The 24,960-nt window shown below is 44.7% G+C and carries 19 protein-coding genes; 16 read left to right on the plus strand and 3 right to left on the minus strand.

The features are described 5' to 3' along the window. Window positions 1-11 precede the first annotated feature (11 nt). From VL525_RS03685 to VL525_RS03735, 11 genes are all read left to right on the plus strand, one after another. Window positions 12-1,067 (plus strand): sugar phosphate isomerase/epimerase, encoded by a 1,056-nt coding sequence (locus VL525_RS03685; RefSeq protein WP_325383469.1) that lies wholly within the window; start codon window positions 12-14, stop codon window positions 1,065-1,067. Between the two features lie 36 nt (window positions 1,068-1,103). Then, a complete protein-coding gene (locus VL525_RS03690; protein WP_325383471.1) occupies window positions 1,104-2,312 on the plus strand; it encodes an MFS transporter in 1,209 nt (402 codons plus the stop codon). 73 nt (window positions 2,313-2,385) lie between these two features. Next, entirely contained in the window at window positions 2,386-2,838 is a 453-nt protein-coding gene (locus tag VL525_RS03695) for a c-type cytochrome (RefSeq protein WP_325383473.1), read from the plus strand. A gap of 19 nt (window positions 2,839-2,857) precedes the next feature. Beyond that, window positions 2,858-4,108 carry a nucleoside permease gene (locus tag VL525_RS03700; RefSeq protein WP_325383475.1) on the plus strand — a complete coding sequence of 417 codons (1,251 nt, stop codon included), beginning with the start codon at window positions 2,858-2,860 and terminating at the stop codon, window positions 4,106-4,108. Window positions 4,109-4,121: 13 nt separating this feature from the next. Continuing rightward, window positions 4,122-5,009 carry a hydroxypyruvate isomerase family protein gene (locus VL525_RS03705; RefSeq protein WP_325383477.1) on the plus strand — a complete coding sequence of 296 codons (888 nt, stop codon included), beginning with the start codon at window positions 4,122-4,124 and terminating at the stop codon, window positions 5,007-5,009. A 137-nt stretch (window positions 5,010-5,146) separates the two neighbouring features. Then, on the plus strand, window positions 5,147-6,025 hold the full coding sequence (locus tag VL525_RS03710; RefSeq protein ID WP_325383479.1) for a sugar phosphate isomerase/epimerase: 879 nt from the start codon (window positions 5,147-5,149) through the stop codon (window positions 6,023-6,025). Between the two features lie 29 nt (window positions 6,026-6,054). Further along, window positions 6,055-6,822, plus strand: coding sequence for a DUF1080 domain-containing protein (locus VL525_RS03715; protein ID WP_325383481.1), 768 nt, complete (start codon window positions 6,055-6,057; stop codon window positions 6,820-6,822). A gap of 188 nt (window positions 6,823-7,010) precedes the next feature. Next, window positions 7,011-11,237: a two-component regulator propeller domain-containing protein gene (locus VL525_RS03720; RefSeq protein WP_325383483.1), complete on the plus strand. Its 4,227-nt coding sequence runs from the start codon at window positions 7,011-7,013 to the stop codon at window positions 11,235-11,237. A 137-nt stretch (window positions 11,238-11,374) separates the two neighbouring features. Further along, the gene (locus VL525_RS03725; RefSeq protein ID WP_325383485.1) at window positions 11,375-13,834 is read left to right on the plus strand and encodes a glutaminase family protein; all 2,460 of its coding nucleotides are present in this window, start codon (window positions 11,375-11,377) and stop codon (window positions 13,832-13,834) included. Window positions 13,835-13,841: 7 nt separating this feature from the next. Then, the gene (locus VL525_RS03730; RefSeq protein WP_325383487.1) at window positions 13,842-14,627 is read left to right on the plus strand and encodes an NIPSNAP family protein; all 786 of its coding nucleotides are present in this window, start codon (window positions 13,842-13,844) and stop codon (window positions 14,625-14,627) included. A gap of 23 nt (window positions 14,628-14,650) precedes the next feature. After that, a complete protein-coding gene (locus tag VL525_RS03735) occupies window positions 14,651-16,096 on the plus strand; it encodes an NAD(P)/FAD-dependent oxidoreductase (protein ID WP_325383489.1) in 1,446 nt (481 codons plus the stop codon). Between the two features lie 40 nt (window positions 16,097-16,136). Here the strand turns inward: VL525_RS03735 and VL525_RS03740 are convergent, their stop codons facing one another. The 3 genes from VL525_RS03740 to VL525_RS03750 all read right to left on the minus strand — a co-directional run bounded on the left by VL525_RS03740 (window position 16,137) and on the right by VL525_RS03750 (window position 18,836). Continuing rightward, on the minus strand, window positions 16,137-17,900 hold the full coding sequence (locus VL525_RS03740) for a family 43 glycosylhydrolase (RefSeq protein ID WP_325383491.1): 1,764 nt from the start codon (window positions 17,898-17,900) through the stop codon (window positions 16,137-16,139). An 89-nt stretch (window positions 17,901-17,989) separates the two neighbouring features. Continuing rightward, window positions 17,990-18,268: a 4a-hydroxytetrahydrobiopterin dehydratase gene (locus VL525_RS03745; RefSeq protein WP_325383493.1), complete on the minus strand. Its 279-nt coding sequence runs from the start codon at window positions 18,266-18,268 to the stop codon at window positions 17,990-17,992. 61 nt (window positions 18,269-18,329) lie between these two features. After that, window positions 18,330-18,836 carry a hypothetical protein gene (locus VL525_RS03750; protein WP_325383495.1) on the minus strand — a complete coding sequence of 169 codons (507 nt, stop codon included), beginning with the start codon at window positions 18,834-18,836 and terminating at the stop codon, window positions 18,330-18,332. Between the two features lie 236 nt (window positions 18,837-19,072). Between VL525_RS03750 and VL525_RS03755 the strand changes: the two genes are divergently transcribed. From VL525_RS03755 to VL525_RS03775, 5 genes are read left to right on the plus strand one after another with little or no spacing between them, the layout of a single operon-like run. Then, entirely contained in the window at window positions 19,073-20,317 is a 1,245-nt protein-coding gene (locus VL525_RS03755; protein ID WP_325383497.1) for an efflux RND transporter periplasmic adaptor subunit, read from the plus strand. 36 nt (window positions 20,318-20,353) lie between these two features. After that, window positions 20,354-21,808 (plus strand): TolC family protein, encoded by a 1,455-nt coding sequence (locus VL525_RS03760; protein ID WP_325383499.1) that lies wholly within the window; start codon window positions 20,354-20,356, stop codon window positions 21,806-21,808. A 21-nt stretch (window positions 21,809-21,829) separates the two neighbouring features. Beyond that, window positions 21,830-22,495, plus strand: a complete 666-nt coding sequence (locus VL525_RS03765; RefSeq protein ID WP_325383501.1) for an ABC transporter ATP-binding protein — start codon at window positions 21,830-21,832, stop codon at window positions 22,493-22,495. 21 nt (window positions 22,496-22,516) lie between these two features. Beyond that, window positions 22,517-23,749: an ABC transporter permease gene (locus VL525_RS03770; RefSeq protein ID WP_325383503.1), complete on the plus strand. Its 1,233-nt coding sequence runs from the start codon at window positions 22,517-22,519 to the stop codon at window positions 23,747-23,749. Window positions 23,750-23,774: 25 nt separating this feature from the next. Further along, window positions 23,775-24,956 (plus strand): ABC transporter permease, encoded by a 1,182-nt coding sequence (locus VL525_RS03775; RefSeq protein ID WP_325383505.1) that lies wholly within the window; start codon window positions 23,775-23,777, stop codon window positions 24,954-24,956. Window positions 24,957-24,960: the final 4 nt, after the last annotated feature.

Raw genomic sequence — 24,960 nt, forward strand, 5'->3', positions numbered from 1 at the left:
GGAGAGGCTTAATGAGAACGATAAAAGGACCCGCCATATTCCTGGCACAATTTATAGGCGACCAGGAACCATTCAATAATCTTACTTCGATATGCAAATGGGCAAAAGGTTTAGGCTATAAGGCCGTCCAGTTGCCCACCAACGACCTGCGTTTCATCGATGTGCATAAGGCTGCTGAAAGCAAAACTTATGCCGACGAGATCAAAGGACAGGTAGCCGAATGCGGGTTGGAAATATCGGAATTATCAACTCACCTGCAGGGACAGTTAGTGGCTGTTAACCCTGTTTACGATGAACTTTTTGATGCTTTCGCGCCCGATCAATTCAAAAATAATCCAAAGGAAAGGCAAAAATGGGCCGTCCAACAGGTAAAGGATGCGGCAAAAGCTTCGCAAAATTTGGGGCTGAACGCAAGCGTTACTTTTAGTGGGGCATTACTTTGGCCGATGGTATACCCCTGGCCGCAGCGCCCGCCTGGAATGGTCGACACCGGTTTTAATGAACTGGCCAAACGCTGGAAGCCGATATTGGATGTTTACGAAGATTGCGGCATCGACCTTTGTTATGAAATACATCCCGGCGAGGACCTGCACGACGGTATAACTTACGAGATGTTCCTGGAAAAGGTAAACAATCACAAGCGTGCCTGTTTGCTTTATGACCCTTCACACTTTGTTTTACAATGCCTGGATTATTTGGAATACATCGACAACTACCATGAACGTATCAAAATGTTCCATGTGAAGGATGCGGAGTTTAACCCAACGGGGAAACAAGGGGTGTATGGCGGTTACCAGAACTGGGTTGACCGTGCCGGCCGCTTCCGTTCGTTGGGCGATGGACAGGTTGACTTCAAATCGATATTCAGTAAATTAACCGCTTACGATTATCCGGGATGGGCGGTTTTAGAGTGGGAGTGTGCATTAAAACATCCTGAGGACGGTGCAAGAGAAGGCGCCGAATTCATCAAAAATCACATTATCCGTGTAACCGAAAAGGCATTTGACGATTTTGCCGCCTCGGGGGGCGACGAAGGATTTAACCGCAAATTGCTCGGGATAGACTAATTAAAAATGAACCAATTTTAACCTAAAATTATAACAATGCAGATCAATCGTACACAACTATTCAGGGCAAGTTGCCTTTCCTTGTTGGTTACATCACTCTCGTTTGGTATCCGTGCGGGTATCCTGAATAAGCTGGGAACAGATTTTCAATTGGATAAAGCTCAATTAGCTTCTATTACGGCAACAGCATTTTGGGGTTTCCCATTAGCTGTGGTATTTGGTGGTATCATTGTGGATATGATCGGCATGAAGAAGTTGCTTGTACTGGCCTTTGTTTTTCATCTTGCCGGAATATTGCTTACGGTGTTTGCTCAGGGTTACTGGACATTGTTCCTGTCAACATTGCTAATTGGTCTTGCAAATGGTACAGTTGAAGCTGCTTGTAATCCATTGGTTACAGCATTGTATCCTGAAAATAAGACCACCAAACTTAACCATTTCCACCTTTGGTTCCCTGGTGGTATTGTAATTGGTACACTCATCGTTTTATTGCTCAATAAAATTAACATTGGATGGCAGGTACAAGTAGGTGTGATGTTAATACCGACAATTATCTATGGTTTCCTGTTCTCAAAATTAGATTTTCCCGTTACTGAAAGAGTTTCTTCAGGAGTTTCAACTGGCGGTATGTATAGGGCGCTTTTGAACCCACTGTTCATATTTATGTTCATTTGCATGTTCGGCACTGCAATCACAGAGTTGTTTACTGGCCAGTGGATAGACGTATTGCTCAAAAACGTAACCGATAATGCGATACTGATATTAACGTTGGATACAGGGGTGATGGTTATCGGGCGGGGGTTTGCCAAACCTGTATTAAAATTGATTCCGCCAGAAGTACTGTTATTGATATCGACCATTTTAGCAGCGCTGGGTATTTACATGCTAAGTACAGTAACCGGACCTGCTATATATGCTGCCGCAATTATTTTCGGCATGGGTGTTTGCTATTTTTGGCCAACTATGCTTGGATTCGTTAACACAAACTTGCCTAAAACAGGAGCGTTAGGACTTAATTTAATGGGCGGCGCAGGTATGTTCGCTGTTTCATTATACACCATTATCATGGGTTCGCACTATGATGAAATTGTGAAGCAAGCTAACGGCGACAGTAGTTTTGCCGGTCAAAAAATATTACTGGCAACGTTAGTTATCCCATTGGTATTGATCGTTGCATTTGGTGGCCTTGTCCTATACATGCGCTCAAAAAATAAATCAAAACCTTTGCAGCAGGTAGCTGTATAAATTATTGCCGGATTGTTTAAATTGCAGGCTGAACAAAAAATAAAATCACAACACAACAACTTTCTATTTTATTATGAAAAAAGTATTTATCGTTCTTGGCCTGAGTTTGGCAGTAGCCGCCTGTGGTGGCAATAAATCGGGTAACGATTCATCCGCAGATAGTACGTCTGCCGCTAATCAAACCGCTGCGACGGCAGAATCGAGCGCTGCTCAGGACACTGCTGCAAGCCATGATGGCACCGACAAAGCCGGCGGCACGCCTGCTGCACCCGGCGCGCAACTGATCGCTAAATCGGACTGTAGCACCTGCCATAAGGAACAGCAAAAGATCGTTGGCCCTGCCTTTGCCGAAGTTGCCGATAAATATAAGGACAAGGGCGATGCCATTGTAGATACACTTGCCAACAAGATCATTAAGGGTGGCAGCGGTAACTGGGGCACCACACCAATGGTTGGTCACCCTTCAATATCTATGGACGATGCCCGTACCATAGTTAAATATATTTTGTCAGTAAAAAAGCAATAATATTTATAAAATCCGGTCAATGACACCAACCATCCGAGTCAAACTGTCAACAATGATGTTCCTGGAGTTCTTCATCTGGGGAGCGTGGTTTGTAACGATGGGAACGTACCTTATCCACAACCTGCATGCAACTGGCGAACAAAATGGAACCGCTTATGCTACGCAGGCTTTTGGCGCTATTATCGCGCCGTTCGTAATTGGTCTTATAGCAGACAAATATTTTTCTGCACAAAAAATATTGGCCGTATTACACCTGGTTGGGGCAGGGTTGTTATATTATGAGTCTACTGCACCCGATTTCGCGACGTTCTTTCCAGGTATTCTGGCTTATATGATTATATATATGCCCACACTTGCCCTCGTCAATTCGGTTTCGTTTAAACAAATGACAGACCCAAGCAAGGATTTTCCGCTGGTTCGGGTTTTTGGCACTGCTGGCTGGATGGTTGCTGGGTTTGTGATAGGCTGGCTCAATTGGGAACAGACAGGTTCGCTGGCGCTGACATTCAAAATGGCTGCCGGGGCATCACTTATATTAGGCCTCTTAAGTTTCACACTTCCTGATACCCCGCCCGGGAAAAAAGGGCAGAAAACTTCTATCGGCGATATAATGGGGCTGGATTCAATAGGCCTTCTGAAAAAAAGGTCTTATTTGGTTTTCTTCCTGGCATCAGTTGCAATTTGTATTCCACTGGCATTTTATTACAACTTTACCAATCCGTTTTTGAACGAAGTAGGCATGAAACGCGCAGCTGCGGTACAAGGCCTGGGCCAGTTTTCCGAGTTGTTTTTTATGGCGGCGATGCCGTTCTTTTTTGTAAGACTCGGAGTGAAAAAAATGCTGGCATTAGGTATGCTGGCATGGGCGCTGCGCTATGTTTGTTTTGCCTATGGTGATGCAGGGGCTAATTATTGGATGCTTATTGCAGGTATTGTCTTACATGGTATTTGTTACGATTTCTTCTTCGTGACGGGCCAGATATATACGGATAGGTTTGCTGGTGAACGCTTTAAAAGCGCCGCGCAGGGATTCATTACCCTGGCTACCTATGGCTTGGGAATGATGATTGGGTATTATATGTCGGGACCAATTGTCGATCACTGGAAAACATCCGAAACCACACATAACTGGACGACAATTTGGCTTATACCGGGCGGAATAGCAGTGGTAGTGATGATTTTCTTCCTCTTATTTTTTACGGACAAGAAACATACCGAAGAACAACCAGGATTGGATATTGAAGAACCATCTCCCAAAGTTGAGATATAAAAACCAATTAAACATGGGTAACCAAAACCGCCGATCGGTTATTAAAAATATGCTGGCAGGCACAGCAGCTATCACCGCATCAGGAATGCTATCATCATTTACAACAAGTGAAAAGCGCGACGGGCAGTTCGCCCCGCTCAAAGGAAATATCAACCATTCAGTTAGCCCGTGGTGCTACAGCGAGCTGACGCTCGATCAGCTTTGCGAAACATCCAAGGGCCTTGGTATTACGGGTATCGACCTTTGCGGGCCGAAAGATTGGCCGACATTGCAAAAGCATGGCATGTATTCGCCGATGTGTAATGGCGCCGAGATAAACCTGACCGATGGTTTCGGCGATACGCAATTTCATGCAACATTGCAGAAAAGTTATACCGACATGATCCCGTTGGTTGAAAAGAACGGGTACAAAAACCTGATCTGCTTCAGCGGAAGCCGCAGGGGTAAAGACAATGAGACCGGGTGGAACAATTGTGTAACCGGCCTTAAACCATTGGTTGCGCTGGCCGAAAAGCACAACGTGGTTTTATGTATGGAATTGCTGAACAGCAAGATCGACCACAAGGATTACCAGTGTAATAATGTTGAATGGGGTGTAGAGCTTTGCAAGAGGCTTAACTCCAATAGTTTTAAATTGCTGTTCGATATCTATCACATGCAGATAATGGAAGGGGATATCATCAGGAATATTACAGACTATCACCAATACATCGCCCATTTTCATACCGGCGGCATACCAGGCAGGCACGAGATTGACGACACACAGGAATTGTATTACCCGGCAGTAATGAAAGCTATTGTCGCAACCGGTTTTAAAGGATACGTGGGACAGGAATTTGTGCCGAAACGGCCCGATAAGATCGCTTCGTTGCGCCAGGCTATACAGCTTTGTGATGTATAGCATTAATCCATCGGCAAAAATAAAAGTCTATAAAACAAGCAGGCACGCATCGGTGGCGTTAAGCCGCAATTAAGCAACAGGGTTTGATGCGTTGTTTAAGATCGACAAACCAACAAACTAAAACTAAATAAATCTACATGACTAACAGGAGAACATTTTTGGCACAAGCAGGGCTGGCTTCAGCCGCTATTATGCTGGCGCCCGAGTTATTAAAGGCGGCTGGTAAGCACTATCCGGGCCTTCAATTATATACACTACGCGACCAGCTTCCGAAAGACGTAAAGGGTGTAATAGCAAAAGTAGCCAAAGCGGGTTACAAAGAGGTGGAGACTTTCGGCTATGATATGAAAACAGGCTATTGGGGCCTGCATACTGCTGACTTTGGAAAACTGTTAAAGGATAATGGACTGACTACGCCGAGTGGCCATTATGGTATCGACTCCTTTTTTGGCAAAGGTGATACCGAAGAGTTAAAGCGATACATCGAGGTTGCAAAAACCCTTGGCCAAACGTATGTGGTGATACCATCGCTTAACGGCGAGTTCATCAAAACTGTTGACGAGTGTAAAGCTGTTGCCGAAAAGATGAATAAAGCTGCTGATATCTGCAAAGCAGCCGGTTTAAAGCTGGGCTATCACAATCATAATTTTGAATGGAAACCGCTCAGCGGCGGTGCGACTTTTTATGATACCATACTTGCAGAGACTGACCCAAAGCTGGTCCACATGGAAATGGACATATTTTGGGTGGTGCGCGCCGGGCAGGACCCGATAAAAATATTAAAGAAACACGCCGGGCGTTATGCGCTGGTACACGTAAAGGACAGGGATAAAACCAAAACCGATCTGAACACCGAAATAGGCAAGGGGAGCATCGACTTTAAAGCGATCATTCCTGCAGCACGCGCCGCCGGAGTAACACATTTTATAATGGAGCAGGAGAATTTTACCAATATAGACCCTTATGTAAGCATTACTGAAAGCTGCAATTACATGAAAAACACCCTGCACGTGTAAAACATTTTTTAACCAATTAAATTATCAAAATGAAATACAAACTTATTTTAACCGCGATGATGGCAGGAAGCCTTTTTATGGCCAAAGCACAGGAGAAAGCAAAGCCCGAAGATACCGAAATATGGGAACCAGTTCCTAAGGTGGTGACACCGGGCGAACATTTGGGCGACGCACCGTCGGATGCTATTGTTTTATTCGACGGCAAAAACCTGGATGAGTGGGTACAAAACAGCGATGGCTCCCCGGCAAAATGGGATGTAGCCGACGGCATATTGACTGTGAATAAGAATTACGGTAATATCGAGACCAAAAAGAAATTCACCAATTACCAATTGCATATTGAATGGCGCGAACCTGATGGACTTGAAGGTACCGGTCAGGGCAGGGGCAACAGCGGTATCTTCCTGGCCTCTATTGGCAAGGGCGACGCCGGTTATGAGCTACAGGTACTCGATTCGTACAATAACAAAACTTATGTGAACGGCATGGCCGGCAGCTTGTATAAGCAGGCAATTCCATTAGCTAATCCGGGTCGTAAAAACGGAGAATGGCAAACCTATGACGTGATTTGGACAGCACCGGTATTTAACGCAGATGGATCACTGAAATCGCCCGCCTATGCCACTGTGTTTTTTAACGGGGTATTGGTGGAAAATCACTACGAATTAAAAGGGCCTACCTTATACATAGGCAAGCCCGAATATAAGGCTCACGGCCCTTCGCCAATAAAATTGCAGGCACATGGTGATAAAAGTAAGCCGCTAAGCTTCCGCAACATTTGGGTGCGCGAACTCTGATACCGGGTTTAAAAAACATTTTTTGAGCGGGCTTTCCCAATTGGGGAGGCCCGCTATTTTTCGTTTAAGTTAAAATAGCGTAACGTCCGACTTAATTATTTATTAACATTTCCTAACCTTTATATCGCTTTTTCGTAAAAACATCCAATTTATATAAGCCTGATTATAAACCCCCGGAAGGGTGGCGAATGGATTTTGAAGTTGATTGGATGTACGATAGCCACGTTATAATACGCATTACCCGCAGGTTGCTTTTTACGCTCCTGCTTACCAGCCCCTTTCTTTGTTTTTCGCAAAACCAAAGCCTCAAATTTGAGCATTTCGGTACCCGTGAGGGACTGACGCAGATCAACGTGAACTGCATTATCCAGGATAGCCGCGGCTTTATGTGGATAGGCAGCCGTAATGGATTGAACAGGTATGACGGTTATAAATTCATCACTTTTCGTAATGATTCGCAAGATGAAAATAGCCTGAGCAACAACATGATCACCGATATGGCCGAGGACCGTGACGGGAATATTTGGATCGCCACACAGAACGGTCTGAACATGTATGAAAGAAATACGGGTAAATTTGTCCGTTATGCTCACGATGAGCACGATAAATCGAGCCTTTCGAACAATATTTTAAGCAGGCTGACCTTCGATAGCGATGGCAGCCTATGGATTGCAACGCAAACAGGGGGACTTGATCATTTCGACCTGAAAAGGAAAACATTCAGCCACCATTTGCATTCAGACACCAACCCGAACAGTATCGGCGACAACACTATTCGTACGGTATTCCGCGATTCAGAAAACAATATATGGGCAGGCACGGCAAAGGCCGGATTAGCACTGTACAACAGGAAAACCAATAGTTTTAGTAGCTTCCCTTACATCGATCCTGCAAAACGTACCGTGGCGGGCAGCAACGTTATCAGTATCCTGGATAATAACAAAGATCAATTGTGGGTGGGTACACAGGAAGACGGCCTTTTCCTTTTCGATAAAAAAGAGAAGGCTTTTAAACGCTACACGCACGAAGATAGTCCGTCTAACAGCATTTCCAGCAATACTATCTACAGTATGAGCAAAGACGCTTCGGGCAAATTATGGATCGGTACGGAAAATGGCGGGCTGTCTATATTCGATCCAAAGAATCAAAAATTCTATACCTACCGTCACGACGAGGTTGATAACAATAGCATTAATGGCAACTCGATATACGGTATATGCCGCGATAAACTCGGTAATATGTGGCTTGGTGCCTTCAGTGGTGGTGTTAATCTTTTTAAAAAGACGACCGCAAGTTTTTCGGTTTACAAACATAATGCTTCCCCCACCAGTTTATCGAACGATTATGTGCTGGCTCTTTACCAGGATAAGGAAAAAAATATCTGGATTGGAACAGATGGCGGCGGCATTAGCAAATTCGATCCGGAGACCGGCACCTTTATCAATTACAAACAAAAAGCGGGTGGTTTATCCGGTAATTATGACCTGATTATAAAGGAGGGCACCGATGGCAAGTTATGGATAGGTACCTGGGGGGATGGTATTACCGTAATGGATACCAAAACTAAGCAGTGTTACTATTTGAATAAGGATGCGGCAGGATCACATAAATTAAGCGGCAATAATGTCTATAATTTGTTGCAGACAAGGGACGGCAAAATTTGGATCAGTGTATTCGGGGCCGGACTTAATTGTTATGATAAGGCGACCAACACCATCAAATATTATAACTACAATGCCCAGGACCCAAAAAGTATAGCCAGTGACTACATTTATTCGTTGCTCGAAGATAAAAAGGGAAATCTTTGGATCGGGACGTCTGATGGCGGCCTTGATCTGATGGATCGCCGGACGGGCACCTTTACTCATTTTAAACATAGCGAAACACATAATAGCATCAGCAATAACGGCATTACCGATATATTTGAAGATAGCAGGGGTAAGCTTTGGCTTTGTACACTGGCCGGATTGGATGAATTTGACCCGACTACGAAGCATTTTACCATATTTAATAAGAAAAATGGCCTCCCAAGCGATATTATGTATGCCATAAGAGAGGATGACTATGGTAAATTATGGGTAAGTACAAACACTGGCTTGTCTATGTACGATCCCATTAATGGGAAATTCAAAAACTATACAACAGAAGATGGCGTGCAGGGCGATGAATTTAAACCGCATTCGGCGTTAAAAACCTCTGCCGGTAAAATGTATTTCGGCGGTATCAATGGGTTTAACACATTTTACCCCGACCAGATATTGAGTCCTATAGCATTTTCGCCCGTAGTGGTGACGGCCATACAGGTATCAAACAAGCCTTTGACCATTGCAAAAAATAGCAGCGACGCCTCGCCACTGAAAAAGGATATTGCTGATACCAGGGCTATTAAATTATCCTACAAGCAATCTTTTGTCACGCTCGAATATGCTTCGCTTGATTTTGGTTCGCCCGACAAAAAAGAATATGCATATAAGCTTGAAAATTTTGACTCAGACTGGAATAACGTTGGCAGCAGGAATACTGCTTCATATACCAATTTGCCGGATGGGACTTATACTTTTAAGGTAAAGTACCGGAATAGTGCGGGTTTGTGGTCGCCGGTGTCCGAACCATTGCAGATAACTATTGTTCCGCCGTACTGGCTTACATGGTGGTTCAAAACATTAGGCGTATTTGCTGCTGTTGGGTTGATCTACGGTATTTTTAAAATACGCATGAGAGCCATCAAATCTCAAAAACTAACGCTCGAAAAGCAGGTAAAAGAACGCACCGAATTGCTTGCGCAAATGACTATTGATGAGCGCCGTTCGCGCAAAGAAGCCGAGAAAGCACGCGAGGAAGCCGAACATGCTAACAAGGCTAAAAGCATATTCCTGGCAACGATGAGCCACGAGATCCGCACACCAATGAACGGTGTCATCGGTATGGCAACGCTGCTGTCAAGCACCGAACTTACACAGGAACAGGAGGACTATACCGAAACGATCAAAAACTGTGGCGACGCTTTGCTAACAGTTATTAACGACATACTGGATTTTTCCAAGATCGAATCAGGCAACATGGAACTGGATGAACAAGATTTCGACCTGCGGGATTGCGTTGAAGGTGTGCTCGACGTATTTGCAACCAGCGCAACAAAGCAAAATCTCGATCTTGTATACCAGATAGGGCATGATGTGCCTGCACAAATTGTGAGTGATAATTTAAGGTTGCGGCAGGTTTTGATCAACCTGGTGGGCAACGCCATTAAATTTACGAGCAAGGGTGAAATATTTATAAGCGTAAATGCTATCAGTAATAAAAACGGCAGCCTGGAACTGCAGTTTAGTGTCCGTGATACAGGCATAGGTATACCTGCCGACAAATTAGATAAGCTCTTTAAAGCATTTTCCCAGGTTGATTCAAGCACTACCCGCAAATATGGCGGCACCGGATTAGGCCTGGCTATTAGCGAAAAACTGGTTACGTTAATGGGTGGTGTTATAGGCGTCGAAAGCACGCCTGGGCGCGGTACAACTTTTACTTTTACTATAAAAGCAAAGCCCGGGTCAAAATCTGCCCGTAACTATGTTCACCTCAACACGTCCGACATCGAAAATAAGAACATACTGGTAGTCGACGATAATTATACCAATCGTGAGATATTGGCAGCCCAACTTACGCAATGGAAGTTTATCCCGCTTATGGCTGAGTCTGGCTGGCAGGCGCTTGAAATGCTGGCTGCTCACAAGATCGATCTGATCATATGCGATATGAACATGCCCGAGATGGACGGTATCGCATTAGCAAAAAGTGTACGAAAGGTCAGCCCCGAAATGCATATCATTCTGTTAAGCTCAGCCGGGAATGAACAGAGCCGGACCGAGTCGCACTTGTTTAATGTTATATTGAGCAAACCGGCCAAACATCACGTCCTTTACAAACATATTATCGATCAGCTGAAGAACGGCAATAATTTACCCAAAGAGCCGCATCCGGTTAAAACTCAATTCTCGCTTGATTTTGCCAAACAGCACCCCCTGGACATTTTGATCGCCGAAGATAATTACGTGAACCAGAAATTGGCTGTGCATATACTCGAAAAGATGGGCTATCAACCCGATATAGCATCAAACGGGCACGAAGTGTTGAATGCGTTTACCAAAAAACGCTACGACATGGTTTTGATGGATGTACAAATGCCGGAAATGGATGGCCTTGAGGCAACGCAGTTTATCCGCACGCACATGAGCGAGCAGCCGGTGATCATTGCCATGACCGCTAACGCCATGGCCGAAGACAGGGAGATATGCCTTAAAGCCGGCATGGACGACTACCTGAGCAAGCCGATGAAATTATCGGAAGTAATTGCCGCGCTCGAAAAGTGGAGCACATATTCACAGTCGCGCACAAAAATTTCGAGTCAAACGCACTAACAATCAGTAGCATATTAACTTTATTCCCGGGTAGTTTGCGCGGAATAACAGGATGCTCTTTTATGAGTGATTTTTTCGTTTATATTTGCCTTAACTGACCTGACTAACGTCTTGCTTTTCAACGGTATTTATAAACTATGAGAAAACTTTTTCCGATGTTTTGCCTTGTGCTGGTGTGCCGGTCGCTTTTTGCGCAGGTTGAAAAGGCTCCAGCTTATCCATTGATTACCCATAATACTTACATGAGCATATGGTCCTTTGGCGATACATTAACATCGTCTGCAACAAAGCATTGGACAGGTAAAGATCAATCGTTGCTGGGCTTCATCAGGGTAGATGGCGAAGTATACCGCTTTATGGGCAAGGCCCCCAGGAGTTATAAGACATTACTGCCCGCGTCGGATGAGAAAGCCTATCAATGCAAGTACACAGAAACCAGGCCTGCCGATAATTGGATGAGCCCGCAATTTAATGATGCTAACTGGAACACAGGTGGTGCGCCATTTACCGACGATAAGGTCCAGGCTAAAACTCTTTGGAAAAGCAGGGGTATTTGGATGCGAAGAACTTTTACCCTGGACAATACCAATATAGATAAATTGATACTGAAACTTCAGCATGATGACAATGTGGAGGTTTACCTGAATGGCGAGCGGGCCTATGGCAACATCGGTTGGACAAGCGATTTTCAACTCATCCCGCTCAGGGATGCCGTAAAAGCAAAATTGAGAGCCGGCACCAATGTACTGGCCATCCATTGCGTTAACACCGCCGGAGGAGCATGGCTGGATGCTGGCCTGTTAGACGAGGTAAAGGAGCCATCGGGAAATGATGTAAAAGTAGCGGTGCAAACAGGTCTGGATATGACCGCTACCCAAACCAATTATAAGTTTAGGTGCGGTAAGGCTGACCTGCTGGTAACATTTACGTCCCCCTTGCTTATTAACGATATGGACGTTTTTATCAGGCCGGTATCGTATATCACCTATCGTGTCCGGTCGAATGACAATAACCGGCATGATATCAAGGTATTCCTTGGTGCTTCGACAGATATTGCGGTCAACAGACCGGCACAGGAAGTTGCTGCTGTAACTTATACCAACAACAAATTATCGATCATTAGGGCGGGTACCATTGAACAACCTGTTTTAAAGAAAAAAGGCGATGATCTCCGTATCGATTGGGGCTATATGCATGTGGCTGTGGCAAAGGCCATGAACGCCATTCAATACGTCAGCCAGGCTAAAGAAACCATCAACCCTTTCGCCGCAAAAATATACACTACAACTGATACCGTAAAGGGTAAGGATCTATCCCTTAATACAATAATCCCTTTCGGTACGGTAGGCAGAAACTTTGTTTCGAACTTCGTCGAGATCGGCTATGACGACTTGTTCCCTGTGATGTTTTTTGATATTCCGCTGAAACCCTGGTGGAAAGCCGATGGCACGAAAACCATCGAAAAAGAGCTGAATATAGCTTATGACGATTACGCACCTGTTATGAAAAAATGCAGCGCCTTTGATAAAATGATATTCACCGACGCCTTAAAAGCAGGCGGCAATAAATATGCCGACCTATGCATAATAGCTTACCGGCAAAGCGTCGCCGCGCATGTGTTGGTTAAAAGCCCACAAGGCAATATTCTATTCTTATCGAAGGAGAATTTCAGTAACGGCTCCATCAATACGGTGGATGTTACCTATCCCTCGGCGCCGTTGTACCTGGCCTATGCACCTAAACTGATGGAGGGTATGCTAAACGGTATATTCTTTTACAGTGAAAGCGGGAAATGGAAAAAGCCCTTCGCAGCGCATGACCTGGGCACCTATCCAATTGCCAACGGGCAAACCTATGGCGAGGATATGCCTGTAGAAGAATCTGGCAATATGCTGATCCTGACGGCAGCTATTTGCAAAGCCGAAGGCAAACCTGATTTTGCAAAAAGTCATTGGCAAACACTCACAACCTGGGCAAACTACCTGGTGAAGGCCGGTTTCGACCCGGCGAATCAATTATGTACAGATGATTTTGCCGGGCATTTGGCACATAACGCCAATCTTTCAATAAAAGCAATCGAAGGCATTGCTTGCTACGCCCAATTGGCAGGCGAACTAAAACAGCCGCTTGTAGCAGCGAATTATCACAGTACTGCACTTTCAATGGCGAAAAATTGGATAAAGAAAGCAGATGCAGGCAATCATTATTCATTGGTTTTTGGTGATAAGAATACGTGGAGCCAGAAATACAACATGGTATGGGACAAAGTGCTGGGCCTTCATTTATTTCCGCAGAAAGTTTATGATACCGAAATAAAATATTACCTGACCAAACAAAATAAATTCGGGCTGCCGCTGGACAGCAGAAAAACTTATACCAAGTCGGACTGGATCATCTGGACGGCCTCGCTAAGCAATAATATACAGAGCTTTAAAGCATTGACTGACCCGGTTTATAAATATGCTACCGAAACGCCAACAAGAGTGCCGCTTAGCGATTGGCACGAAACCACCAACGGGAAAATGGTCGGGTTCCAGGCCAGGAGTGTTGTAGGTGGCTATTTTATGAAGACATTGGAGCATAAATGGGTAAAATAAGTTTTCTATGAAAACCAGATACATCAAATTATTTTCCATCACTTGCCTGGCAATACTATGCCTGAGTTTGAATGCGAACGCGCAAACACCGCGTTACTATTATCAGATAAAAATATATCACCTCAAAACCCAGGCCCAGGAAGACAGGCTCGATAATTATTTTAAAAATGCTTATTTGCCCGCATTACATCGTGCACATATAGTTAATGTGGGGGTTTTCAAACCAGTTGAAACGGACACTGCGGAGAAAACGATCTATGTGCTGATCCCTTACGGCAGCATGGCAGCATTGCAAAATACCGATAATAGCTTGCTGAAGGATAACAAATACCTGGCCGACGGAAAGGATTATATCGATGCGCAGTATAACGATGCTCCTTACAACCGGATGGAAACAATTGTTTTGAAGGCATTCCCCAAAGCTCCGGTTCCTCAAAAACCGGTATTGAAGGCCGCCAAGACCGACCGTGTTTATGAGCTGCGCAGCTACGAAAGTCCCACAGAAAAATATCATATCAACAAGGTTAAAATGTTTAATGATGGTGGTGAAACGGTACTGTTCAAACGGCTTAATTTTAATGCCGTTTTCTATGCGGATGTTATATCAGGCAGCCACATGCCTAACCTGATGTATATGACCACCTTTGAAAATAAAGCTGATAGGGACGAACACTGGCAAAAGTTTTCAAATGACGAGGTGTGGAAGAAGTTGTCGGCTGCTCCGGAATACCAGCACAACGTTTCGAAAGCAGATATTATATTTCTTCACCCCACCGAATATTCCGATTTTTAAATCTGAATAACCCGGAGGCCGCTATGAAGCTTGAAAAACGTGAATACGATGCTGTTGTAGTAGGTTCGGGCCCCAATGGTCTGGCAGCAGCGATATTGTTGCAACAAAACGGGCTTTCCGTTTTATTGATCGAGGGTAAGGATACTATCGGCGGTGGTATGCGTTCGGCTGAGTTAACACTTCCTGGATTTACGCATGATATTTGTTCCGCTATTCACCCGCTTGCGGTAGGCTCTCCTTTTTTTAAAACACTTCCGCTTGCCGGGTATGGCCTTGAGTACATTTACCCAGGCATTGCTGCCGCCCATCCATTTGATAGTGGGAAAGCCGCCGTACTACTTCATTCGGTAAGCGACACCGCCCGGTTGCTGGGCACCGATGCAAAGATCTACGAACGGCTGATGCAACCAGTTGTAAACGCCTGGCCGGGGATTGCGTCTGATGTGCTCGGGCCGCTTCATTACCCTAAACATCCGCTTGCGATGGCCAGGTTTGGATTGACGGCTTTAAGGTCCGCAACCGCAGTAGCGGACCGTTTTGCCACAGACGCCGCCAAAGCATTATTCGCAGGAATGGCGGCGCATTCTATGCAGCCTTTAACCACCTTGAGTACCGCAGCTATTGCTTTAGTGCTATTATCAGCGGGGCATTTGCAGGGCTGGCCGCTGCCAAAGGGCGGTACTCAAACAATAGCCGATGCTCTTGCGTCGTATTTTATATCGATTGGCGGCATAATCGAAACAAATAGCTACATCACTTCGCTGGAGCAATTGCCTTCGTCGCATGCAGTGTTATTCGATATTACACCACGGCAGTTACTGCAAATAGCAGGGCACAAATTCTCGAATATCTATAAATGGCAATTGGGGCGTTATCGCTATGGCATGGGCGTTTTTAAGGTGGACTGGGCCCTGGATGGGCCGATACCTTTCGCCGCGGAAGAATGCCGGCAGGCGGGTACCGTTCATATCGGAAATACGCTTAATGAAATTATGGATTCGGAACAGGCGATATGGGATGGTGAGCATCCTGAAAAGCCTTTCGTGCTCTTGGCGCAACAAAGCTTGTTCGATCCATCGCGTGCCCCGGAAGGTAAACATACCGCCTGGGCATATTGCCATGTGCCAAACGGTTCAACTAAAGATATGACTGCAGCCATTGAAAACCAAATTGAACGTTTTGCGCCCGGCTTTCGCGAAAGGGTACTGGCCAAACATACCATGAATACAACACAGCTTGAAGATTACAACCCAAACTACATAGGCGGTGATATTAACGGCGGCGTAATCGACCTGGGGCAGTTGTTTACTCGTCCTGCGCTGCGCTGGTCGCCCTATAAAACATCAGCCAGGGGAATTTATATCTGTTCCTCATCTACACCGCCCGGGGGCGGTGTCCATGGTATGTGCGGCTATTATGCTGCCAAGCGGGCACTGAAGGATGTGTTTTCTATCGGTGTAAAGCTATGATTTAAGATATTTCCCCCTTTGGTTTTGCCCTTTCACCTTCCTATTTCACCTCGATCACCTTCGTTCTTTCCGATATACCGTTCTCATTAAATGATTCTATCTGGAAATAATAGGGAAGGCTTTTCTCCATGCCATTGAAGAAGTACTCGTTCTTGCCGTAAACCATAATATTATTGTATAGTTTATCAGGGGCCACTCCCATGTAAATAGTATAGCCGACAGCGTTATCAACTGGCTGCCACCTTATCCACGAGTTACGTCGTTCGGCTTCACCACGCAATACCATAAAGTCTTGTACCTGGCCCGGTTTTGCACCGGCGCCCTTACCAAACGCTCTGAACCCTGATATGGCAAATTTGCCGGTAGGCATGTGGATATTTACCAGCTTCAGATAACGGGTTTTAACAGGTTTACTTAGCTCGATATAATCATGCGGGACGTCGGTCTTATTTTTGCTTTTGTCCACCAGGACTTTCCAGTTTTTACCATCGGCGGAAGAATAAATAATATATTGGGTAAATACTCCGCGCGATTTACCAAGGAACTCAGCATCCTGGTCGGCATAATTAACCTGGATGGCATTTACTGTACAAACTTCGCCCAGGTCGCTTTTTAGCCATTCGCCTTTATTAACCGTTTTTGCGCTCCAGTAGGTTTTGATGTCTTCGTCTACAGCATCATTAGCATGATGGCCTCCAAGGGTCGACGAGACCTCAACAGGTTTGTTATAGTTAAGGATCATCCAGCCGGTAAAGTTGCTATTGCCGTCCAGGTGATCTTCTTTTCCATTGGGCAAATATTGCGGAAAATCGCCGTAGGCCGTGTTGCAATAAAGAACGCCATCTTTATCGAATCCGGCCGGCCAGAATCCGATTCGCCGCTCAAAATTGTTCTTCACATTCACTACCATAGTGGATATATGCCAGTAGTTGCCATACTTATCGGCCCACGTTGCCCCATGTCCCGCGCCCTTAATAAAACCGCCGGGTTTATAGGAGAATGGGTTATGTTTTTGGTAGGTAAATGGTCCAAGCGGCTTATCGCCCACAAAAACGCCGTCGGCATAACCCCGGCCTTCCGTACCCGAGCCTCCGAATTGCAGATAATATTTGCCGTCATGCTTGTTCATCCACGAGCCTTCCATAAATCCTCCCAGGAAAACGTTGTCGTTATTTTCGCCAAATCGTTCCCAACCATGTTCTTTATAGTCAAGGTGTAAAGTTTCCACCTTCGGGCCGATCGGTTCAAACGTTTTGCGATCTATCTGTTGCCCGTAAAGCGGTAAGGTATTGCTCGATCCGTGGTAGATATAAACCCGCCCGTCATCATCGGCAAACATCCCGGGATCCCAGGCGCCTACTTTGAAGTAATCTTTAGCAGCCTTCCATTCGTTATGCACCGGGTCGGTGCTCATCCATAAGGTAAAATCCTTATTATAGGTTGAACCGATGACGAGCAAAGTATCACCCAAAACCAAAGTAGCCGGGGCGCACAGGTTATCGCCCTGGTTCTCGTTGTATGGCCGCAAAAAACTACGGTAATTAAAATGCCAATGCAGCATATCGTCGCTATACCAGTAACCCCATTGGTTGGTAGAAAACAGGTAGTATTTGCCTTTAAACAGGGTGACCGTCGGATCGGCTGTGGCGCGGTGGCGTCCCCATTTGGAAAAATCTTTGAAAGGCGTATAACCGTAGTCGAGGTTTAAGGGATTGCAATAGGTTAATTTCTTTTGTTGTGCAGTCAGCCCGGTAAAGGATATCAACAATAATAGCAGTGCCAGGCTGCTTTTAAATGACCTCATAGTAAAATAGGTTTAATATTGGAATGATGCTGCTAATATACCCCGTTTTCTATGGTGGTCAATCGATGTGAAACAGAAGATGTACTATTTCACATCGATTTCTCAATTTCAATGGCAAAATCAATATCTTTTTGAGTTACACCACCGGCATCGTGGGTGTTCAGCTTTAAAGTAACTTTATTATAAACGCCCGACCAGTCCGGGTGATGGTCCAGTTTCTCAGCGATGAACGCCGCCTTGCACAACAGGGTATACGCCTCAAAAAATGTTGGGAAAGTGAAATTTTTAAAGATATAGTTCTCTTTGTATTCCCAGCCTTTTAGCCCTTTGAGCTGCGTATCAATGTCCTGCTTGGTAAGCCTTTTCATGTCAGGTTTTGTTAATGGTATTATTAATAACAGGCTTTACAATAAAGTGTTTGCAACCTGGTCAAAGCCTTATTGCTCCCCTTAAACCCAGGCATTTCTGGTAAGTTGTCTGGTCGAAATATACAGTAAAAATGTAGGTGTGCTGCTTGCTTTGGTCCCATTTATAACCAAGGTTAAATATACGCGCAAATTGGGTGTCGCTTTGGCCGTTCGATGATAAGAAACCAACCCCGAGATCGACTCCGGCAAATATATTCATCGGGAAAGTATAGCTGCCATCGGCGGTAATACTTATAACACTGGCGCCATGCTTTTCATTGCCTAAAAGTGGTGTCTTCCCCAAAAAATAAGAATAGTTTGCCCGCCCGCCCACAGCTATCTCGGTAGTTATATTAGTGGTGGCTGCAATATCGGCCCCAATGCCGAACGAAGTATAATAGGACAGGTTGCGAATAGGAGCAGCCACATTCGGCCCGACATCAAGATGCCAGTCGCCGGTTGATTGCGCTTTTGCGTTGGTGAAAATTAAACAGGCTACGAATCCTAAAATTGAATAAAGTTTTTTCATGATGTTTTTAGTTTGAAGTAAATAGACGAATAGGTTGATTATTAAGTAAATATAAGAAATTGCAAAAATTCCGTCAAAATAAATTTTTGGACTGACCGGGGTGGAATAAATTTTTCCAAAATCAAATTATTTGTCCGGTATCGGACACTTTTTCTTGGGGTAAAAAATACAATGTATTGATAATTAGTAATTTAAATATGGCATAGGCATTGCAAGGTACTGTGTAAAAATATTACATGGATACCGAAATTACACAGGAAGTACTGGTACAGAAGCGAAAGAAACCAACAGTTGTCATCATTATAGCAATTGCTGCTATGGTCCTTGCAATATGGCTCATCAGGATATTTCTTGGCTCGTCCGTAACACGTGCAGAAATAACAACAGCTAAAGTTGAAGTAGGAGATGTCGAGAATACATTGAATGCAACGGGCGAGGTTTTGCCCGAGTTTGAAGAGATCATTACGAGCCCGGTAAATGCTTCCATAACTAAAGTGATGACTGATGCAGGTGGTAAGGTAAAACCAGGGCAATCGATACTGACACTTGATAAATCCGCATCGGAAAATGACTACGCTAAACAGAAATTCCAACTGGAAACCAAACGCGCCGAGATAGCCAAACTTAAGCTCGACCTGGATAAAAGCTATTTCGACATTCAATCCAATAATGATATTAAGGAATTACGCATAGGCAATTTGAAAGACGCAGTCGAAAATGCAAAGCGCCTTTTCAAAGCAGGCGGTGGAACGCGTGAAGACATAGAACAGGCCGAATTGAACCTTAAGGTTGCAATGCTGGAAAAAAAGCAAATAGAGAATGAGATAAAAAGTAAACAGAAAACCATGCTGATAGAGGAAAAGGAGGCTGAGATAGCCGCCGACATCCAGCAGAACGATTTGAATGAACTGGAACGTAAACTGAAACTTGCCAATGTGGTAGCTACCCGTAGTGGGGTGGTCACTTTCGTCAACAAAAATATCGGGGCCAATATCAAAGAGGGTGAGACGCTGGCGCGTATCGCCGACCTGAGCAGTTTTAAAGTTACGGGCAGCCTTTCAGATACTTACCTCGATCAGTTACATACAGGTATGCCGATTATCGTGCGAATTAACGATACCCAACTAAAGGGAACGGTATCCAATGTGAATCCATCAGTGCAAAATGGCATTATCAATTTTGACATTCAACTGGAAGAACGCAACAATAAACAGCTGCGCCCGAATATGAAGGTGGATGTTTTCCTGGTGACAGCAGTGCATACCAGGGTGTTGCGTGTAGCAAACGGTGCGGCATTTAAAGGAGCCAGTCCGCAGGACGTTTTTGTCATCAATGGCAACAAGGCTGTAATGCGTTCAGTTCATACCGGCCTTAGCAATTTTGATTATGTAGAGGTAGTGGATGGTATAAAAGAAGGCGACCAGGTTATTACATCAGATATGAGTGAATATAAGAATACGAAGGAGTTGACGGTGAAGTAAGTCGCGAAGTATCAAACAAATTAAAGGTCAAAATAAATGAAATATATATATACCATATTATTAATCTTACTTAGTACCACAGCCTTCTGCGCAGGCAGCGATACTATCCGGCTTACGTTGCACGATGTAGTTGAACTTGCAAAAGGTAATTCCATTGCGTCAAAACAGGCAGTTACCACCCGCGAAACCAAATACTGGCAATGGCGCACTTTTAAGTCGAACTATAACCCGCAGCTTTCATTGACCGGTAATTTGCCCGGTTACAGTAAAACAAGCCTGCAGGTGCTGCAGCCTGACGGTTCCATACTATTTCAGCCGATCCATAATGATAACTCGGAAATGACGCTGAACTTTAGTCAGAGCATAACCGCCACGGGTGCTACCATTTACGGGCAAACCCAATTGCAGCGGTTCGACGATTTTGACAGGCACAATGTATTATACAACGGTGTTCCTTATGCGATAGGTATTAGTCAGCCTTTAGGACAATATAATAGCCTTAAATGGGAGAAAAGGATCCAGCCGCTTTTATATAACGAAAGCAAACAGGCCTACATCGAGGCACAGGAGCAAATATCTATTACCGCTACAGGCTATTTCTTCGACCTGCTGCTGGCCCAGGTAAATCTACATATTGCCCAAACCAACTATTCCAATACCGAAAATATCCTCAATATTGCTAACGCGAAGTTCCAGATGGGCAAGATCACACGGAACGAGATATTGCAGCTGCAACTTGAACTATTGAATGCGAAAAAGGCAGTGGGCAATGCCAAACGGGATATGGAACTGGCAACATTGACGTTGCGCAGCTATATCAGCCAGGAAGGGGACGACCGCATTACTTTAGTTGTACCGGAGAGTATTAGTTCGATGACTGTATCAGCCGATAGGGTATTGGAAGAGGCCTACGCCAACCGTTCAGATGCCATCGCTTTTGTGAGGAGGATAGCCGAAGCCAGGCGCGATGTAGCCATAGCGCACGGACAAACCGGCCTTACCGCAGCTCTTACCGCAAACCTGGGTACGTCAAATGCAGCCTCTAATATTGCAGGCGTGTACCGGTCGCCACAAACACAGGAATTGATACAGCTGACTTTCACTATACCGGTTTTGGACTGGGGCCGGTCAAAATCGAAGATCAAAACTGCCGAGGCCAATGAGAAATTTACAGAGTATGCAGTGGAACAGGATAAGCAGACATTTAAACAGCAAATAGTGACCCAGGTGACGCTTTTCAATCAAATGAAAGAGCAGGTGGGCCTTACAGCCCAGGCTGATAGCATTGCCGGGGAAAAATATCAAATAGCAAAGGAGCGATATGTATTGGGTAATTTAAGCATTACAGACCTAAGCATTGCGTTCCAGGAAAATGACCAGGCAAAACGGGATTACGTGGCCGCGCTGCGCGATTTCTGGAGCGCTTATTATCAACTGCGTTATCTGTCACTTTTTGATTTCGACGCGAACCAAAAGATCACTTATAAATAACCTTAAAAAGAAAACAACAATATGATAAGTTTACAAAACATCGAAAAAGTTTACCGCACCGATACAGTTGAAACACTTGCGCTGAGCAGTGTAAGCCTTGATATAGCCAAAGGCGAATTCCTGTCCATTATGGGCCCGTCAGGTTGCGGAAAAAGTACCCTGCTTAATATTATGGGTTTGCTGGACGCACCCACCAAGGGAGGAGTAAAAATAGACGATCAAAGTACCGAAAAGCTAAACGATAAACAACTGGCACAGTTCCGCAATAAAAAATTGGGCTTTATTTTCCAAAGCTATCACCTCATCAACGATCTGCAGGTATTGGATAATGTGGAGCTGCCGCTGCTTTATCGCAATATCTCGGCCAAAGAACGGAAGCAGTTTGCTTCTGAAGCTTTGGCAAAAGTGGGTTTATCAAACCGTGTAAAGCATTTTCCAACCCAGCTGTCGGGCGGTCAAAAACAACGTGTTGCAATAGCAAGGGCGATAGTTGGAAGACCGGAAATTATCCTTGCCGACGAGCCCACCGGTAACCTTGACAGCGCCATGGGTAACGAGATAATGGACATACTGATGCAGCTTAATCAAAAGGATGGCACCACCATTGTGATGGTAACACACGACGAAAATATGGCACACAAAACTCACCGCCTGGTGCGGTTATTTGATGGTTCGCAGGTTCAATAATCACTTTAAAAAGTTCAAGCCATGCTTAAAAATTATTTCAAAATAGCCATAGCGGTACTCAAGAGGCGAAAATTCTTCACCTTTATCAGCTTGTTTGGTATCAGCTTTACATTAACCATCCTATTGGTACTTACCGCATTTATTGATAAGGTTGTGGGCGATAATTATCCGGATAAAAAGCGCGACCGTTCTTTGTATATCGCCCGCATTTCGCAAACCGGGAAAAATACCATGCAATCGGGACCGCCTTCTTTTTATTTTTTAGACCATTACGCCCGTACCCTAAAAACCCCTGTTAGCATCGGCATTTCGTCAGGCTTTAACGGAACAAACACCTATGTGAACAATAAAAAAATAGCGGTAAACTACAAATACACCAACGCTGAGTATTGGGAAATACTGGAATATGATTTTGTTGAGGGGAAGCCATTTGGCAAGAAAGAAGTTGAGAACGCCGACAAGGTTGCTGTCATTTCGGCCGATATGAAAAAGGAATATTTCGGCGATGCCGGATCGGTAGTGGGGCAGTATATCGAGGCTGACAATGTGAAGTACAGGGTAATTGGAGTTGTAAAAAATGTGCCAATTACCAGTTATATGCTTTATAGCGATATCTATTTGCCTTATACGGTGGCCAAAGACCAGGGATATAAAAACAATAAGGGTTACGGCGGCGGGTATTATGGTATTCTGCTGGCCAAGTCATCTGGAGAGCTCGACAAAATGCATAACGAATATGAGGACATGATAAAAAGGCTCAAACCTGAAGATAAGCAATTTGACCACGTGAGCAGCCATGCCGACCCCTATATCAAAGCCTATGTTGATACCGGTGACGACAAGCATTCAGGTACATTTATCGCCATCACGGCCATTAGCATATTTGCCGTCATTGTAATGCTTTTGCCTACCCTTAACCTTGTCAATATCAACATTACCCGCATTATGGAGCGTTCGTCGGAGATCGGGGTTCGTAAAGCTTTCGGTGCGTCTTCTATAACACTGGTCTATCAATTTATCGTCGAGAATATCATTCTTACGCTTCTTGGAGGCTTGATAGGTATCGTATTATCGTTTATCGCCCTACAGGTTATTAATAGCGCGCATCTTATCGCCAACCTCGAACTCACTATCAACTTTACCGTGCTGTTTATCGGCCTGTTGGTTTGTTTGCTGTTCGGGCTGCTGTCGGGCGTCTATCCGGCATGGCGCATGTCCAAATTAAATGTAGTAAATGCATTAAAAGCGCAATAATTAAAATCATTTTAATCAATATATCATGTTCAAGCATTTATTTAAACTGATCTGGAATAAAAAGAAACAAAACTTTTTATTGATGTCCGAGATGCTGGTCTCGTTCCTGGTCATCTTCGCGGTATTCACACTTTTCGTTTACTATTATAATAATTACAAAAAGCCTATCGGATTTGATTATAACGATTTGTGGGCGGTGAGCTACAACAATACCTATAAAACTACAAATACGGATTCATTGAACACTTTCTATGAAAATTTAAGGGGAACTATCAGATCGATGCCTTTGGTAAAGGAAGCAAGTTTTTGCAGCGATAATATTCCTTTTTCGAACAACCAATGGACCGGCGATGTGCATTATAAAGGAGGCACAGCCAATGCCGACCATTATACGGGGGATGATAACTATAAGAAAACGATGAATATTAAAGTACTGCAGGGCAGGTGGTTCGAAAAAGCAGATGGCATGGCAAAAACAACGCCGGTCATCATCAATACCTCACTCAAGGATAAATTATTTGGTTCTGAAGAAGCCGTTGGGAAATTGATGGATGAGGGGGATGCAAAAAACAGCCTCAGGATTATAGGTGTGGTACAGGGAGTAAAAGCAGGTGGGGATTATGCGCTGGCCCGTCCGGCTATTTATAAAAGGATCGATACCGGATCATTCCATTGGCTGGGTAAGATCATGATCAGGGTGACGCCGGGCGCCGATGCTGCATTTGAAAGCAAACTATATAAGACGATGGCTAATTATATGAAGGATTCGAACGTCGAGATAGAGCATATGGCAAACAAGCGCAAAAGCGCCAACCTATGGAGCCTTATACCAATGATCGTCACATCGATCGTCGCTTGCTTTTTGATCATTAACGTGGCGATGGGATTGTTCGGCGTACTTTGGTACAACATTAATAAACGTCGCGGCGAAATAGGTTTGCGCAGGGCCATTGGGGCCACTGCAAAGTCGGTGTCATCGCAGCTAGTTTCGGAAGCGCTGGTGCTGACCACGTTCTCCCTTATAATCGGTACTTTCTTTGCGATTCAGTTTCCGCTCCTGAATGTGTTCAACCTTGAAGCAGGGATTTATATTGCCGCGCTTATACTGTCGATCATATTTATTTATTTGCTGGTCACGGTTTGCGCCTTATATCCGGGTAAACAGGCTGCAGCAATTTACCCGGCGGTGGCGCTCCACGAAGAATAACCAT

The sequence above is a fragment of the Mucilaginibacter sp. genome (assembly GCF_035492695.1).
Classification (GTDB): Bacteria; Bacteroidota; Bacteroidia; order Sphingobacteriales; family Sphingobacteriaceae; genus Mucilaginibacter.